Source organism: Enterobacter hormaechei subsp. hoffmannii (assembly GCF_001729745.1).
In the GTDB taxonomy this organism is placed as follows: Bacteria; Pseudomonadota; Gammaproteobacteria; order Enterobacterales; family Enterobacteriaceae; genus Enterobacter; species Enterobacter intestinihominis.
In genome coordinates this window covers 1,291,386-1,306,403 of the sequence record NZ_CP017186.1, presented here as the reverse complement: position 1 = coordinate 1,306,403, position 15,018 = coordinate 1,291,386, and the positions used below count along the sequence as shown (strand labels likewise).

11 protein-coding genes are annotated in these 15,018 nt (G+C 57.0%); 9 read left to right on the top strand and 2 right to left on the bottom strand.

Annotated elements, in window-relative coordinates; all coding sequences use genetic code 11:
• The first annotated feature begins 178 nt into the window (after positions 1-178).
• From kdpF to potE, 9 genes are all read left to right on the top strand, one after another.
• On the top strand, positions 179-268 hold the full coding sequence (gene kdpF / locus BFV65_RS06095) for a K(+)-transporting ATPase subunit F (RefSeq protein WP_003858638.1): 90 nt from the start codon (positions 179-181) through the stop codon (positions 266-268).
• Positions 268-1,947: a potassium-transporting ATPase subunit KdpA gene (gene kdpA, locus BFV65_RS06090; RefSeq protein ID WP_045621782.1), complete on the top strand. Its 1,680-nt coding sequence runs from the start codon at positions 268-270 to the stop codon at positions 1,945-1,947. The genes kdpF and kdpA overlap by 1 nt, the downstream gene beginning before the upstream one ends.
• Before the next feature lie 18 nt (positions 1,948-1,965).
• On the top strand, positions 1,966-4,014 hold the full coding sequence (kdpB, locus tag BFV65_RS06085; RefSeq protein WP_069596365.1) for a potassium-transporting ATPase subunit KdpB: 2,049 nt from the start codon (positions 1,966-1,968) through the stop codon (positions 4,012-4,014).
• Positions 4,015-4,026: 12 nt separating this feature from the next.
• Positions 4,027-4,602, top strand: a complete 576-nt coding sequence (gene kdpC, locus BFV65_RS06080; RefSeq protein WP_058677422.1) for a potassium-transporting ATPase subunit KdpC — start codon at positions 4,027-4,029, stop codon at positions 4,600-4,602.
• Positions 4,603-7,290, top strand: a complete 2,688-nt coding sequence (kdpD, locus tag BFV65_RS06075; protein WP_069596364.1) for a two-component system sensor histidine kinase KdpD — start codon at positions 4,603-4,605, stop codon at positions 7,288-7,290.
• Positions 7,287-7,964, top strand: coding sequence for a two-component system response regulator KdpE (gene kdpE, locus BFV65_RS06070; RefSeq protein WP_022647450.1), 678 nt, complete (start codon positions 7,287-7,289; stop codon positions 7,962-7,964). The genes kdpD and kdpE overlap by 4 nt, the downstream gene beginning before the upstream one ends.
• A 278-nt stretch (positions 7,965-8,242) precedes the next feature.
• Positions 8,243-8,347 (top strand): leader peptide SpeFL, encoded by a 105-nt coding sequence (speFL, locus tag BFV65_RS22830; protein WP_003858645.1) that lies wholly within the window; start codon positions 8,243-8,245, stop codon positions 8,345-8,347.
• Positions 8,348-8,602: 255 nt separating this feature from the next.
• Positions 8,603-10,801, top strand: coding sequence for an ornithine decarboxylase SpeF (gene speF / locus BFV65_RS06065; RefSeq protein WP_022647449.1), 2,199 nt, complete (start codon positions 8,603-8,605; stop codon positions 10,799-10,801).
• Complete coding sequence (gene potE / locus BFV65_RS06060; protein ID WP_022647448.1) at positions 10,798-12,111, top strand: putrescine-ornithine antiporter; 1,314 nt, start codon at positions 10,798-10,800, stop codon at positions 12,109-12,111. Before speF ends, potE begins: the two co-directional genes overlap by 4 nt.
• A gap of 546 nt (positions 12,112-12,657) precedes the next feature.
• Here the strand turns inward: potE and pgm are convergent.
• Positions 12,658-14,298: a phosphoglucomutase (alpha-D-glucose-1,6-bisphosphate-dependent) gene (gene pgm, locus BFV65_RS06055; RefSeq protein ID WP_023305695.1), complete on the bottom strand. Its 1,641-nt coding sequence runs from the start codon at positions 14,296-14,298 to the stop codon at positions 12,658-12,660.
• A 24-nt stretch (positions 14,299-14,322) separates the two neighbouring features.
• Entirely contained in the window at positions 14,323-14,868 is a 546-nt protein-coding gene (gene seqA, locus BFV65_RS06050; RefSeq protein WP_003858650.1) for a replication initiation negative regulator SeqA, read from the bottom strand.
• Positions 14,869-15,018: the final 150 nt, after the last annotated feature.

Here is a 15,018-nt window from a genome sequence, read left to right as displayed (position 1 = left end):
TTTACATTCACGCCTGTAATTAAGTTACAAAAAAGTTAACAGTTTACTTAACAATAGTTAAATTGTGGTCTTTCCCATTTTTATACTTTTTTTACACCTGCCCTTCTGATTTTTGCGAAATCTTTGCGCCACAAATCCTACCGTTTGTACAACAACAAAAGTCACCCGGAGGTGGAGTGTGAGTGCAGGTCTGATTGCCGGCATCGTGCTGGTGTTCCTGTTATTGGGTTATCTGATTTATGCCCTGATTAATGCGGAGGCATTCTGATGGCTGCTCAGGCGTTTTTGCTTATTGCCAGCTTTTTACTGCTGCTGTTTGTGCTCGCCAGGCCGCTGGGAACAGCGCTGGCGCGGCTGATAAACAACGTGCCACTGCCGGGTACGCGAAAAATTGAAAACGTGCTCTGGCGCATTTCAGGTATCAGCGACCGGGAAATGAGCTGGGGCCAGTACCTGATGGCGATACTGCTTCTGAATATCGTGGGGCTTATTGCCCTCTTTACGCTGCTCATGCTCCAGGGCAATTTGCCGTTGAATCCGCAGCAGTTACCAGGTTTATCCTGGCATCTGGCGCTGAACACGGCGGTCAGCTTTGTCACCAATACCAACTGGCAGTCTTACGCCGGTGAAACCACGCTCAGCTACTTCAGCCAGATGGCCGGGTTAACCGTGCAAAACTTTCTGTCTGCAGCCAGCGGTATCGCGGTGATCTTCGCCCTGACGCGCGCGTTTGCCCGTCAGAATGTCAGCACGCTCGGCAACGCGTGGGTTGATGTCACGCGCATCACCCTTTGGATCCTGGTGCCTGTTGCGCTGATTATTGCCCTGTTCTTTATACAGCAAGGCACTCTGCAAAACCTGCTGCCTTATACCCCTTACACCTCGCTTGAAGGGGGCAGGGAACTCCTGCCAATGGGGCCAGTGGCGTCGCAGGAAGCAATCAAGATGCTGGGCACCAACGGGGGCGGCTTCTTCAACGCCAACTCATCGCATCCGTTTGAAAACCCAACGGCATTAACCAATTTTGTACAGATGCTGGCGATCTTCCTAATCCCCGCCGCGCTCTGCTTCGCCTTTGGCGATGTGGTTAACGATCGCCGCCAGGGCCGTACGCTGCTGTGGGCCATGTCGTTAATCTTCGTGGTCTGCGTAGCACTGGTGATGTGGGCCGAATGGAACGGCAACAGCCACTTCATGCAGCTGGGGGCTAACAGCAATATCAACCTGGAAGGCAAAGAGAGCCGCTTCGGCATTCTTGCCAGCAGCCTCTATGCGGTGGTCACCACGGCGGCCTCCTGCGGGGCGGTGAACGCCATGCACGACTCTTTCACTGCGCTTGGCGGCATGATCCCGATGTGGCTGATGCAGATTGGCGAAGTAGTCTTCGGTGGGGTCGGTTCGGGGCTGTACGGCATGCTGTTGTTCGTTCTGCTCGCCGTGTTTATCGCCGGGCTGATGATCGGCCGCACGCCGGAATATCTCGGCAAAAAAATCGACGTCCGCGAAATGAAATTAACCGCGCTGGCAATCCTGGTCACCCCCGCCCTTGTGCTGCTCGGTACCGCGCTGGCGCTGATGACCGACGCCGGGCGCAGCGGCATCTTTAACCCGGGCATTCACGGCTTTAGCGAAGTGCTTTACGCCGTTTCGTCTGCCGCAAACAACAACGGCAGCGCCTTTGCAGGGTTAAGTGCCAACTCACCGTTCTGGAACTGTCTGCTGGCGTTCTGCATGTTCTTCGGTCGTTTCGGCGTGATTATTCCCGTCATGGCGATCGCCGGAACACTGGTGAATAAGAAGATCCAGCCGACCACTACCGGTACGTTACCGACTCACGGCGCGCTGTTCGTCGGCCTGCTGATTGGCACCGTTCTGCTGGTAGGTGCCTTGACCTTTATCCCCGCCCTCGCGTTAGGCCCGGTTGCGGAATATCTCTCTTTACGCTGATTTTGCGGAGAATTTGTCATGAGTCGTAAACAACTGGCCCTGCTCGAACCGACGTTAGTTCGTCAGGCCCTCATGGATGCGGTAAAAAAACTGAGCCCGCGAGTGCAGTGGCACAACCCGGTGATGTTTATTGTCTGGACTGGAAGTTTACTCACCACCGCATTGGCGATTGCCATGGGAACGGGACACCTTTCAGGAAATGCAACCTTTACCGGCGCCATCAGCCTGTGGCTGTGGTTTACCGTGCTGTTCGCCAACTTTGCCGAAGCGCTGGCGGAAGGCCGCAGTAAGGCGCAGGCCAACAGTCTGAAAGGGGTCAAAAAAACCGCCTTTGCGCGCAAATTACGCGAACCTAAATACGGCGCGCAGATGGACCACGTTCCGGCGGATGAACTGCGCAAAGGTGACGTGGTGCTGGTGGAAGCCGGGGACATCATCCCCTGCGACGGGGAGGTAATTGAGGGCGGCGCGTCGGTAGACGAAAGCGCTATTACCGGGGAATCCGCGCCCGTGATCCGTGAGTCGGGCGGAGATTTCGCCTCAGTTACCGGCGGAACGCGCATTCTTTCCGACTGGCTGGTGATCCAGTGCAGCGTTAACCCGGGCGAAACCTTTCTCGACCGGATGATCGCCATGGTGGAAGGCGCACAGCGTCGTAAAACGCCGAACGAGATCGCCCTGACCATTCTGCTGGTGGCGCTCACCATTGTGTTCCTGCTGGCAACGGCGACCCTGTGGCCCTTCTCCGCCTACGGCGGTACAGCGGTCAGCATCACCGTATTGATCGCCCTGCTGGTCTGTCTGATCCCCACCACTATCGGCGGCCTGCTTTCCGCGATTGGCGTGGCGGGGATGAGCCGTATGCTGGGCGCGAACGTCATCGCCACCAGCGGACGCGCCGTTGAAGCGGCGGGTGACGTAGACGTACTGCTGCTGGATAAAACCGGGACCATCACCCTGGGTAATCGTCAGGCCTCTGACTTTTTACCTGCTCCCGGCGTGGATGAAAAAACGCTGGCCGACGCGGCACAGCTTTCTTCGCTGGCCGATGAGACGCCGGAAGGTCGCAGTATCGTGATCCTCGCCAAGCAGCGCTTTAACCTGCGCCAGCGCGACGTACAAAGCCTGCACGCCACGTTCGTGCCCTTTACGGCGCAAACCCGCATGAGTGGAATTAACATTCAGGACCGGATGATCCGTAAAGGGTCCGTTGATGCCATTCGCCGTCATATTGAAGCCAATAATGGACATTTCCCTCCGGAAGTCGACCACCTGGTGGAAAGCGTGGCGCGTCAGGGGGCAACCCCGCTGGTGGTGGCGGAAGGTGCAAGCGTTCTGGGGGTTATCGCTCTGAAGGATATCGTTAAAGGCGGTATTAAAGAGCGTTTCGCCCAGATGCGTAAGATGGGCATTAAAACGGTGATGATCACCGGGGATAACCGTCTGACTGCGGCGGCCATTGCCGCCGAAGCGGGCGTGGATGATTTCCTTTCCGAAGCGACACCGGAAGCGAAGCTGGCGCTCATTCGCCAGTATCAGGCGGAAGGTCGTCTGGTGGCGATGACCGGCGACGGCACCAACGACGCCCCGGCGCTGGCGCAGGCCGACGTGGCGGTGGCGATGAACTCCGGTACCCAGGCGGCAAAAGAGGCGGGCAACATGGTGGATCTCGACTCGAACCCGACCAAGCTGATCGAAGTGGTGCATATCGGGAAGCAGATGCTGATGACGCGCGGCTCGCTGACCACGTTCAGTATCGCCAACGACGTGGCGAAGTATTTCGCCATTATCCCGGCGGCCTTTGCGGCAACCTATCCGCAGCTGAATGCCCTGAATGTGATGCACCTGCACTCTCCAGCCTCGGCCATTTTGAGCGCGGTGATCTTCAACGCGCTGATTATTGTCTTTCTTATTCCTCTGGCGCTGAAAGGGGTGAGCTATAAGCCACTGACGGCCGCCGCCATGCTGCGCCGTAACCTGTGGATTTACGGTCTGGGTGGGCTGGTGGTGCCCTTTATTGGGATCAAGGTTATCGACATATTGTTAACGCTGTTCGGGCTGGTTTAAAAGGTGAATCTCATGACGATGTTACGTCCCGCTATACTGTTGTTTATTCTGCTGTCTCTGATTACCGGCGGGCTTTACCCGCTGATGACAACCGCGCTGGGCCAGTGGTGGTTTGAGGACCAGGCCAACGGCTCGCTGATTATCCAGAACGGTGAAAACCGCGGCTCGCGTCTGATTGGGCAAAACTTTACGGACCCGCGCTACTTCCAGGGACGCCCTTCCGCCACTGCGGAAAGCCCGTATAATCCAATGGCCTCCGGCGGCAGCAATCTGGCTGGCAGTAATCCTGACCTGGACAAAGCCGTTGCTGAACGCGTTGCCGCCCTGCGCGCCGCGAATCCGCAGGCCAGCCGTGAGGTGCCGGTTGAGCTGGTCACCGCCTCCGCGAGCGGGCTGGATTACAGCCTGACGCCGGACGCAGTGGCGTGGCAGATCCCACGCGTGGCCGCCGCCCGTCAGCTGACCGTCGAGCAGGTGAGCCAGCTGGTTGCAGAACATACGCAAAAGCCGCTGGTCAGCTTCATCGGCATGCCGGTAGTGAACATTGTTGAGCTGAATCTGGCGCTGGATGCGCTAAGGAAGAACTAAATGACCGATGAGCCCATGCGCCCGGATCCGGACAGGCTGCTTGAACAAACGGCTGAAGCCCACCGCGGCAAGCTGAAAATTTTCTTCGGCGCCTGCGCGGGCGTCGGGAAAACCTTCGCCATGCTGACGGAAGCCCAGCGGCTTCGGGCGCAGGGGCTTGATATTCTCATCGGCGTGGTGGAAACCCACGGTCGCAAAGAGACGGCGGCGCTGCTGACGGGGCTGGCGACGCAGCCGCCCCAGCGTATCAGCCATCGCGGGCGGCTGGTGACGGAGTTCGATCTTGATGCCGCCCTCGCCCGCCGCCCCGCGCTGATCCTGATGGACGAACTGGCGCACAGCAACGCGCCTGGCTCACGCCACCCGAAGCGCTGGCAGGATGTTGAGGAGCTGCTTGAAGCCGGCATCGACGTCTTCACTACGGTGAATGTTCAGCATCTGGAAAGCCTGAACGACGTGGTGAGCGGGGTAACCGGTATCCAGGTGCGGGAAACCGTCCCCGATCCGTTTTTTGATTCTGCCGATGAAGTCGTACTGGTTGACCTGCCGCCGGACGATCTGCGCCAGCGCCTGCACGAAGGCAAGGTGTATATTGCCGGCCAGGCCGAACGCGCTATCGAACATTTTTTCCGCAAAGGAAACCTGATTGCCCTGCGCGAGCTGGCCCTGCGCCGCACCGCCGATCGCGTGGATGACCAGATGCGCGCCTGGCGAGACCTGCAGGGGCGGGAGCGCGTCTGGCACACGCGTGACGCCATTCTGTTATGCATTGGTCACGGCAGCGGCAATGAAAAACTGGTCCGCACCGCCGCCCGGCTTGCGGCGAAGTTTGGCAGCGTCTGGCACGCGGTGTATGTCGAAACGCCACAGCTTCACGGCCTGCCGGAAAATCAGCGTCGCGCCATTTTGAGCGCGCTGCGGCTGGCGCAGGAGCTGGGTGCCGAAACCGCAACCCTGTCCGATCCGCAGGAAGATAAAGCCATTCTGCGCTACGCGCGCGAGCATAACCTGGGCAAGATTGTCATTGGACGTCGCCAGCATCGCCGCTGGTTTAGCCGCGAATCTTTTGCCGACAGGCTGGCACGCCGCGCGCCGGATCTGGATTTAGTCATCGTCGCGCTGGATGACAAGCCCGCCCCCCTGCCCGGCCGTACGCCGGACGCACGCACCTTTGGCGATAAATGGCGCGTCCAGATCCGGGGCTGCCTGGTGGCCGTGGTCCTTTGCGCCCTGATTACGGTGATTGCCAGCCAGTGGCTAATCGCCTTCGATGCCGCCAATCTGGTCATGATTTATCTGCTGGGCGTCGTTGTGGTCGCGCTCTTTTATGGCCGCTGGCCGTCGGTGCTGGCAACGGTGATCAACGTCATCAGCTTCGACCTCTTTTTTATCGCTCCGCGCGGGACGCTTGCTGTCTCGGACGTGCAGTACATTCTGACCTTTGCCGTGATGCTTACCGTCGGGCTGGTGATCGGGAATCTGACGGCAGGCGTGCGCTACCAGGCACGCATTGCCCGCTATCGCGAGCAGCGCACCCGCCATCTGTATGAGATGTCAAAATCGCTGGCGGTCGGCCGCACGCAGCAGGATATCGTCCAGACCAGCGAGCAGTTTATCCGTTCGACCTTTCATGCCAGTAACCTGATTTTGCTCCCCGACGAGCAGGGGCGCCTTCGCCCGCTGACCTCCCCTTCGGGGATGACGCCCTGGGATGAAGCGATTGCCCGCTGGAGCTTTGATAAGGGTTTACCTGCCGGTGCCGGCACCGACACTCTGCCCGGGGTGCCTTACCAGATCCTGCCGCTGCGCAGCGCGGATAAAAATCACGGGCTGGTCATCGTCGAGCCGTCTAACCTGCGTCAGCTGATGATCCCCGAGCAGCAGCGCCTGCTGGAAACCTTCACCCTGCTGGTCGCCAGCGCCCTTGAACGGCTGGCGCTCACCGCCAGCGAAGAGCAGGCACGGCTGGCAAGCGAGCGCGAAAGTATTCGCAATTCGCTGCTGGCAGCGCTGTCTCACGATTTGCGCACCCCGCTTACCGTGCTGTTTGGCCAGTCCGAAATTCTGACGCTGGATCTGGCGGCGGAAGGATCAAAACATGCGATGCAGGCCAGCGAAATTCGTCAGCACGTGCTAAATACCACGCGTCTGGTGAACAACCTGCTGGACATGGCGCGCATTCAGTCCGGCGGGTTTAACCTCAAAAAAGAGTGGCTCACCCTTGAGGAGGTTGTCGGCAGTGCGCTGAAGATGCTGGAGCCGGGTCTCGGCGGGCGCCATATCGAGCTGGACATGCCGGAACCCCTGACGTTAATCCATGTGGATGGCCCGCTGTTTGAGCGCGTGCTGATTAATCTTCTGGAAAATGCCGCTAAATACGCCGGGGCAAAGGCCCGGCTGGGGATTGCTGCCAGGGTGGATAAACGTGTGCTGCGGCTCGATGTCTGGGATACCGGGCCGGGTATTCCGGCCGGCCAGGAGCGCGCCATATTCGAAAAATTTGCGCGCGGTAATAAGGAATCTGCCATTCCGGGCGTCGGGCTGGGGCTGGCGATCTGCCAGGCGATTGTTGACGTGCATGGCGGCACCATTTCCGCAGAGAACCGCCCGGAAGGTGGGGCACGCTTTTGTGTTACACTTCCTCTTGAAACTCCACCAGAACTTGATGAATTACCAGAGGATTTGTGATTAACGTTCTGATTGTTGAAGATGAGCTCGCTATCAGCCGATTTCTGCGTACCGCGCTGGAAGGCGACGGTTTGCGCGTTCATGAAGCCGGAACGCTTCAACGGGGGTTAATTGAAGCCGCCACCCGCAAGCCAGATCTGGTGATCCTGGATCTGGGACTTCCGGATGGCGACGGCATCGATTTTATTCGTGAGGTGCGTCAGTGGAGCCAGATGCCCATTCTGGTGCTCTCTGCCCGCACCGAAGAGACGGATAAAATCGCCGCGCTGGATGCCGGAGCGGATGATTATCTGATCAAACCGTTTGGCATTGGCGAGTTACAGGCCCGGCTGCGTGTGGCGCTGCGTCGACACAGTGCCACGACCCCTTCTGAACCGGTGTACGTCTTTGGCGATATCCGCGTCGATCTTGCCGCCCGCCGCATCGTGCGAGGGGAAGAAGAGATCCACCTTACGCCTATCGAGTTTCGTCTGCTGGCCGTGTTGCTCAGTAACCACGGAAAAGTGTTAACGCAGCGACAGCTGTTAAGCCAGGTCTGGGGACCGAATGCTGTCGAACATAGTCACTATTTACGCATTTATATGGGACACCTTCGCCAGAAACTTGAAGCCGATCCCGCGCGTCCTCGTCATTTATTAACAGAAACCGGTATCGGATATCGGTTTATGATCTGAATAAGTATTCACTTTAATTTTAAATAAAGAACACACCAGCCTGAATATAGGCATGAAAATAATGAAGAGATTATTTTCATGCCTATATTCGCCCTCACTAAACATATTTAGAACACCAACTTAACACCAAACCAACAAAACAGCATTTTGATCTGCGTTATTCACTCATAACGACTAATTATTTCTGAAATGATCGGTTATTGGTGATCTGTTTCACAGTTAATCCCTTTTTCCTGGATAAAATGACCGTGCTTTCAATTACTGAAAGGAAAATGAACATGGAAAACAATAATCGTTTAATGCCCCATATAAGGCGGACAACACATATCATGATGTTTGCCCACCGAAACTGTTTTGACTTTCATCTCTTTAACGCCCGGTAGTCCTTCGACTTCTGGCGCATCTGCTTACAGGTTATCCTGAAAAACGCTATTTTACAGGCTGTTGCCTGTGAACACCTGCGCTCATTCCTTGTGATTCAGATTCTCCGCAACCGGGCGGACTGAATTCTACTCAGCAAAAAAGCAATTAACTGATTTCGTATCAGCGGACACGCTTTGCTTTTTTTTCCGGAAAAAATCGATTTCTTTACCGCAAGAAGTCGAGGGACCCATATTGCCTGAAATAAAGAGATAAAGATGAAAACGTTAAAAATTGCCGTCAGCCGTGCCTGCCCTGAATGCTTTACCACTTCGCGCGAGATCGTGGATATCACCGCATCAGATTATATTGATGTGGCAGCCGTGGTTCTGGCCGTCAGTGATATTTTCAATGGCGCCATAGAAGAAATAGAAGCCACGGGATTCGGTATTCCGGTGTTTATTGCCACACATAAAGAAGAAAGGGTTCCGGCTGAATTTCTGTCGCGTATTCACGGCGTTTTTGAGTACTCCGACACCAGCAATGCGTACTACGGACGCCAGCTTGAAGCGGCTGCGCAGAAGTACGAAACCCAGCTCCGCCCGCCGTTCTTCCGCGCGCTGGTCGATTACGTCCAGCAGGGGAACAGCGCGTTTGACTGCCCCGGACATCAGGGAGGCCAGTTCTTCCGCCGCCATCCGGCCGGAAACCAGTTTGTCGATTTCTTTGGCGAAACGCTTTTCCGCGCCGATCTGTGTAATGCCGACGTGGCAATGGGCGATCTGCTGATCCATGAAGGTGCGCCATGCATCGCCCAACAGCATGCGGCAAAAGTCTTTAATGCGGATAAAACCTACTTTGTGCTGAACGGCACCTCCTCTTCCAATAAGGTAGTGCTCAATGCCCTGCTCACGCCAGGCGATCTGGTGCTGTTCGATCGCAATAACCATAAATCTAATCACCACGGAGCACTGTTACAGGCGGGAGCGACGCCGGTGTATCTGGAAACAGCGCGCAACCCGTACGGGTTTATCGGCGGTATTGACGCACACTGTTTCGACGAGAGTTACCTGCGGGAACTGGTGTCAGAAGTCGCGCCTGGTCGCGCGCGGGATGAACGTCCCTTCCGTCTGGCAGTGATCCAGCTGGGCACCTACGACGGTACCATTTATAACGCCCGTCAGGTGGTGGATAAGATTGGTCACCTGTGCGATTACATCCTGTTTGACTCCGCCTGGGTGGGTTACGAGCAGTTTATCCCGATGATGGCCGACTGCTCGCCGCTGCTGCTGGAGCTGAACGAAAACGATCCGGGCATTCTGGTTACCCAGTCGGTGCATAAGCAGCAGGCGGGCTTCTCGCAAACCTCGCAAATCCATAAGAAGGACAGCCACATAAAAGGCCAGCCGCGCTATGTTCCGCATAAGCGCCTCAACAACGCCTTTATGATGCACGCCTCCACCAGCCCGTTTTATCCGCTGTTTGCCGCCCTGGATATCAACGCCCGCATGCACGAGGGGCAAAGTGGGCGCAACATGTGGATGGACTGCGTGGTGACGGGTATCGAAGCGCGAAAACTGATCCTTCAGAACTGTCAGTTTATTCGCCCGTTCGTGCCGGAGACGGTGGATGGCCGTCCGTGGGAAAGCTGGGATACGGCGGAGATCGCCACCGATCTGCGCTTCTTCCATTTCGTTCCGGGCGAACGCTGGCACGCCTTTGAGGGATATGCCGAGCATCAGTATTTTATTGATCCCTGCAAACTGCTGCTGACCACGCCAGGCATCAACGCCCGCACCGGCGAGTACGATGATTTCGGCGTGCCCGCTACCATCCTCGCCAACTTCCTGCGTGAAAACGGCATCGTGCCGGAAAAATGCGACCTCAATTCCATTCTGTTCCTGCTCACCCCGGCGGAGGACATGGGCAAATTGCAGCAGCTCGTCGCCCAGCTGGTGCGCTTCGAAAAACTGCTCCAGAGCGATGTGCCGCTGAAAGAGGTTCTGCCCTCTCTTTATAAGCAACATCCGGAACGTTATGCGGATTATTCCCTGCGTCAGATTTGTCAGGAGATGCACGACCTCTACGCCCGCCATAACGTGAAGCAGTTGCAGAAAGAGATGTTCCGCAAGTCTCACTTCCCGCGCGTCATGATGAACCCGCAGGAGGCGAACTATGCCTATCTGCGCGGTGAGGTCGAGCTGGTGTCACTGCGCGACGCGGAAGGCCGTATCGCCGCGGAAGGCGCGCTGCCTTACCCACCGGGGGTGTTGTGCGTGGTTCCGGGGGAAGTCTGGGGCGGTTCCGTGCTGCGCTATTTCGCCGCGCTGGAAGACGGGATCAATCTGCTGCCGGGCTTTGCGCCGGAGTTACAGGGGGTTTACGTCGAGGAGTGTGACGGGCGCAAACAGGTGCGCTGCTACGTCATTAAACAACCCGCCGCTCAGCCGTCTCTGCTGAAGGGAGAAAAATTATGAGTAAGTCCAACAAGATGGGCGTGGTACAACTCACTATCCTCACCATGGTGAATATGATGGGGTCCGGGATCATCATGCTGCCTACTAAGCTCGCTGAAGTGGGGACGATTTCGATTATCTCCTGGCTGGTAACGGCAGTCGGCTCAATGGCGCTGGCGTGGGCGTTTGCCAAGTGCGGGATGTTCAGCCGTAAGTCTGGCGGCATGGGCGGCTATGCCGAATATGCGTTTGGTAAGTCCGGTAACTTCATGGCCAACTATACCTACGGGGTGTCGCTGCTGATCGCCAACGTGGCGATTGCCATCTCCGCAGTGGGTTACGGTACGGAGCTGTTTGGCGCGACGCTGACCCCGGTGCAGATTGGGCTGGCGACCATCGGCGTGCTGTGGATCTGCACCGTCGCCAACTTTGGCGGCGCGCGCATCACCGGACAACTCAGCAGCATCACCGTCTGGGGCGTGATCATTCCGGTAGTCGGTCTGTGCATCATCGGCTGGTTCTGGTTCAGCCCGACGCTGTACGCCAATTCCTGGAACCCGCACCACGTGCCGTTCTTTACCGCCGTGGGATCGTCCATCGCCATGACGCTATGGGCTTTCCTCGGGCTGGAGTCAGCCTGTGCGAATGCGGAAGTGGTGGAAAACCCGGAAAAGAACGTGCCGATCGCGGTACTCGGCGGGACGCTGGGGGCGGCGGTGATCTATATCGTCTCAACCAACGTGATTGCGGGAATTGTGCCCAACATGGATCTCGCCAACTCCACGGCGCCGTTCGGGCTGGCGTTTGCGCAGATGTTTACGCCAGAGGTAGGGAAAGTGATCATGGGACTGATGGTGATGTCCTGCTGCGGCTCGCTGCTGGGCTGGCAGTTCACCATCGCCCAGGTATTCAAATCCTCCGCTGACGAAGGTTATTTCCCGAAAATCTTCTCCCGCGTCACCAAAGCGGATGCGCCGGTACAGGGTATGCTGGCGATTGTGATTTTCCAGAGCGGTTTGTCGCTGATGACCATCAGCCCGTCACTGAACAGCCAGTTTAATGTACTGGTCAACCTGGCGGTGGTGACGAACATCATTCCGTACATTCTGTCGATGGCGGCACTGGTGATTATTCAGAAGGTGGCGAAGGTGGATCCGCGCAAAGCCCGGGCGGCCAATATCGTGGCGCTGATTGGGGCGATTTACAGCTTCTATGCGCTCTACTCGTCCGGTCAGGAGGCGATGCTGTATGGCGCGATGGTGACCTTTATGGGCTGGACGCTGTACGGTCTGGTGTCACCACGGTTTGAACTGAAGAATAAGCATAGTTAAAAAAGAAGCCCGGTGGCGCTAACGCTTACCGGGCCTACGAGATTAATGTTTTCTCCCTCTCCCTGTGGGAGAGGGTTCCCCAGTAATTTTTTTATGCAGAAGCAATAAAGTTGCTTTCTAAATGACTGAGGGCTGTCAGCGATGCCCTGGTCCGGCTGTAAATCGCTGAGGCGTTTCCTGCAGGCCGGGGCGAGGCGCAGGGATGCGCCGAGAGGGCGGCTTTACAGGGACGTTGCCTCCCCCCGTACCCGATAAGCCGGAAGGAATAAGCCGAGGGCACCGCGAAGCGGCGATTTACCGCCGGGAGCCCGGGTCGCCAGGGTGGTGGCGACTGAGCCACCCTGGCACGTTCACCGGTCATGTCGTTACAGAGTAGCAAGGAACATAAAGTGAACGGAATGACCACCACCGCCGTATGTTCCCCTCACCCTAACCCTCTCCCCGGAGGGGCGAGGGGATTGCTCAGTGCTCGCATTAATTTGTGGGGAACCCTCAGCCCTGTGGGAGAGGGCCGGGGTGAGGGCATCAGCCCGCACCAGACACCATTTACGCGTTTTTCAGCACTTCGCTGACAATCTCTACCGCTTCTTTCTCAATCTGCTGGCGGTGCTCAGCGCCGAGGAAGCTTTCGCAATAGATTTTGTACGCATCTTCCGTACCGGATGGACGCGCGGCGAACCAGCCGTTTTCGGTCATCACTTTCAGGCCGCCGATGGATGCGCCGTTACCCGGTGCCGCCGTCAGACGCGCGGTGATCGGGTCACCTGCCAGGGTGCTTGCGCTGACCATCTCCGGAGAGAGTTTGGACAGAGCGGCTTTCTGAGCAGAGGTCGCGCCAGCCTGAATACGGTTATAGCTTGGCGCACCAAAGCGTGCTGCCAGGTCGTTGTAATGTTCCTGCGGGTTCTTACCGGTAACCGCGGTGATTTCCGCCGCCAGCAGGCACATGATGATGCCGTCTTTATCGGTTGACCATGGGGTGCCGTCGAAGCGCAGGAAGGATGCCCCCGCGCTCTCTTCACCACCAAAGCCGAAGCTGCCGTCGTGCAGACCGTCAACAAACCACTTGAAGCCCACCGGCACTTCCACCAGCTTGCGGCCCAGCGCATCGACCACACGGTCAATCATGGCGGAAGAGACCAGCGTTTTACCCACCGCAACCTCTTTGCCCCACTGCGGACGATGCTGGAAGAGATAATTGATCGCAACAGCCAGGTAGTGGTTAGGGTTCATCAGCCCAGCCGGGGTGACGATACCGTGGCGGTCGTAGTCCGGGTCGTTGGCAAACGCCAGGTCGAACTTGTCGCGCAGCGCCAGCAGGCCAGCCATTGCGCATTCGGAGGAGCAGTCCATACGGATCGCGCCGTCTTTGTCCAGGTGCATAAAGCGGAAGGTCTGATCGACGTGATCGTTCACGATGGTCAGATCCAGCTTGTAGTGCTCGGCAATGCGTTTCCAGTATTCAATACCGGAGCCGCCCAGCGGATCCACGCCCAGCTTCAGACCGGCTTTCTGGATAGCGGCCATATCGACGATATCCGCCAGCCCTTCCACGAACGGCTGCACCAGATCCTGCTCTTTCACGTGGCCGGACGCCATGGCTTCATCCAGCGAGATGCGCTTCACGCCGTTCAGACCGTTAGCCAGTAACGCGTTGGCGCGATCTTCCACCACTTTCGTGACGTTGGTATCCGCCGGGCCACCGTTAGGTGGGTTGTACTTGATGCCGCCATCTTCCGGTGGGTTGTGGGACGGGGTGATCACAATACCGTCCGCCTGCGCGCCACCTTTTTTGTTATGTACCAGAATAGCGTTAGAAACCGCAGGCGTTGGCGTGAAACCGTTGTTCTCCTGAACAATCACGTCTACGCCGTTTGCCGCCAGTACTTCCAGCACGGAGATAAAAGCAGGTTCAGACAGGGCGTGGGTATCTTTCCCAACATAGCACGGACCGGTGACGCCATTTTTGGCGCGCTCTTCCGCGATGGCCTGAGCAATGGCCAGAATGTGCGGTTCGTTAAAGCTATGGCGCGCCGCGCTGCCGCGGTGGCCAGATGTACCAAACTTCACTGCGTGTTCTGCGTTGCCTACCACCGGCTTCAGCACGTAGTACTGCGCGGTCAGTTGAGCGACGTTAATCAAATCGCGTTGTTGTGCAGGTTGTCCTGCACGGCTGTGATTTGCCATTGCCTGGTCCTTCTGATGCAAGGGTTAAATTGTACCGCAAACCTTTTCGATCAATTCCGCCGGGAACTGCATGGACTGCATGATATGTTCGATCATGCTGCACTTGCGGCCCGTATTGGTATTGGTGATCACCCAGTATGGCGTACCGGGAACATGTTTGGGTTTGGTTTGGTTGCCATTTTGCAGCAGGGTCTGCTCGTCACCTGCGAAGTAAACGCGCGTGCGACCGTGCAGCGACTCTGTCGCTTCTGCAAATGCGTTGTTATCCAGTGAATAAAGTGTAGACAGCACCAGCATAAAGCGGTTAACCGCCTTTTTCTGCTCTGCATATTCATCGGACAGCAGCAGCTCGCGCATCGCGCGCACTTTGTCTTTTGCCGGCATGACGGCAGGTTTTACTTGTGCAACAACGCTCGGCTGAGACACGACATCTTTAGTGACAGGAGTGGGCTGTGAGGCGGCGGAAATTTTAAGCATGCGCCGTAAAATGTCGGACGCGCTCTCCCCAATATGCCGCGTCTGGCTGGCAATATACTGATAGAGTTCGTCATCAACTTCGATTGTTTTCATCTTAATCCAGTGCGATATCTTATCTGAATACAAGTCGTTGAGATTATAAGGTCTAATCCCAACAGCGGATAGCGTCAAACCAGGTTGGCGGCAAAAGTCAGATTAAACTGGATCCTTGCCCCCGGGCGGCAGAATGGTCAACATGATACC

What these genes read in the sequence shown, in the direction of transcription:
- kdpA (WP_045621782.1), top strand. Translation starts at nt 268, where the DNA reads ATGGCTGCTCAGGCGTTTTTGCTTATTGCCAGCTTTTTACTGCTGCTG.
- kdpB (WP_069596365.1), top strand. Translation starts at nt 1,966, where the DNA reads ATGAGTCGTAAACAACTGGCCCTGCTCGAACCGACGTTAGTTCGTCAG.
- kdpC (WP_058677422.1), top strand. Translation starts at nt 4,027, where the DNA reads ATGACGATGTTACGTCCCGCTATACTGTTGTTTATTCTGCTGTCTCTG.
- kdpD (WP_069596364.1), top strand. Translation starts at nt 4,603, where the DNA reads ATGACCGATGAGCCCATGCGCCCGGATCCGGACAGGCTGCTTGAACAA.
- speFL (WP_003858645.1), top strand. Translation starts at nt 8,243, where the DNA reads ATGGAAAACAATAATCGTTTAATGCCCCATATAAGGCGGACAACACAT.
- speF (WP_022647449.1), top strand. Translation starts at nt 8,603, where the DNA reads ATGAAAACGTTAAAAATTGCCGTCAGCCGTGCCTGCCCTGAATGCTTT.
- potE (WP_022647448.1), top strand. Translation starts at nt 10,798, where the DNA reads ATGAGTAAGTCCAACAAGATGGGCGTGGTACAACTCACTATCCTCACC.
- pgm (WP_023305695.1), bottom strand. Translation starts at nt 14,298, where the DNA reads ATGGCAAATCACAGCCGTGCAGGACAACCTGCACAACAACGCGATTTG.
- seqA (WP_003858650.1), bottom strand. Translation starts at nt 14,868, where the DNA reads ATGAAAACAATCGAAGTTGATGACGAACTCTATCAGTATATTGCCAGC.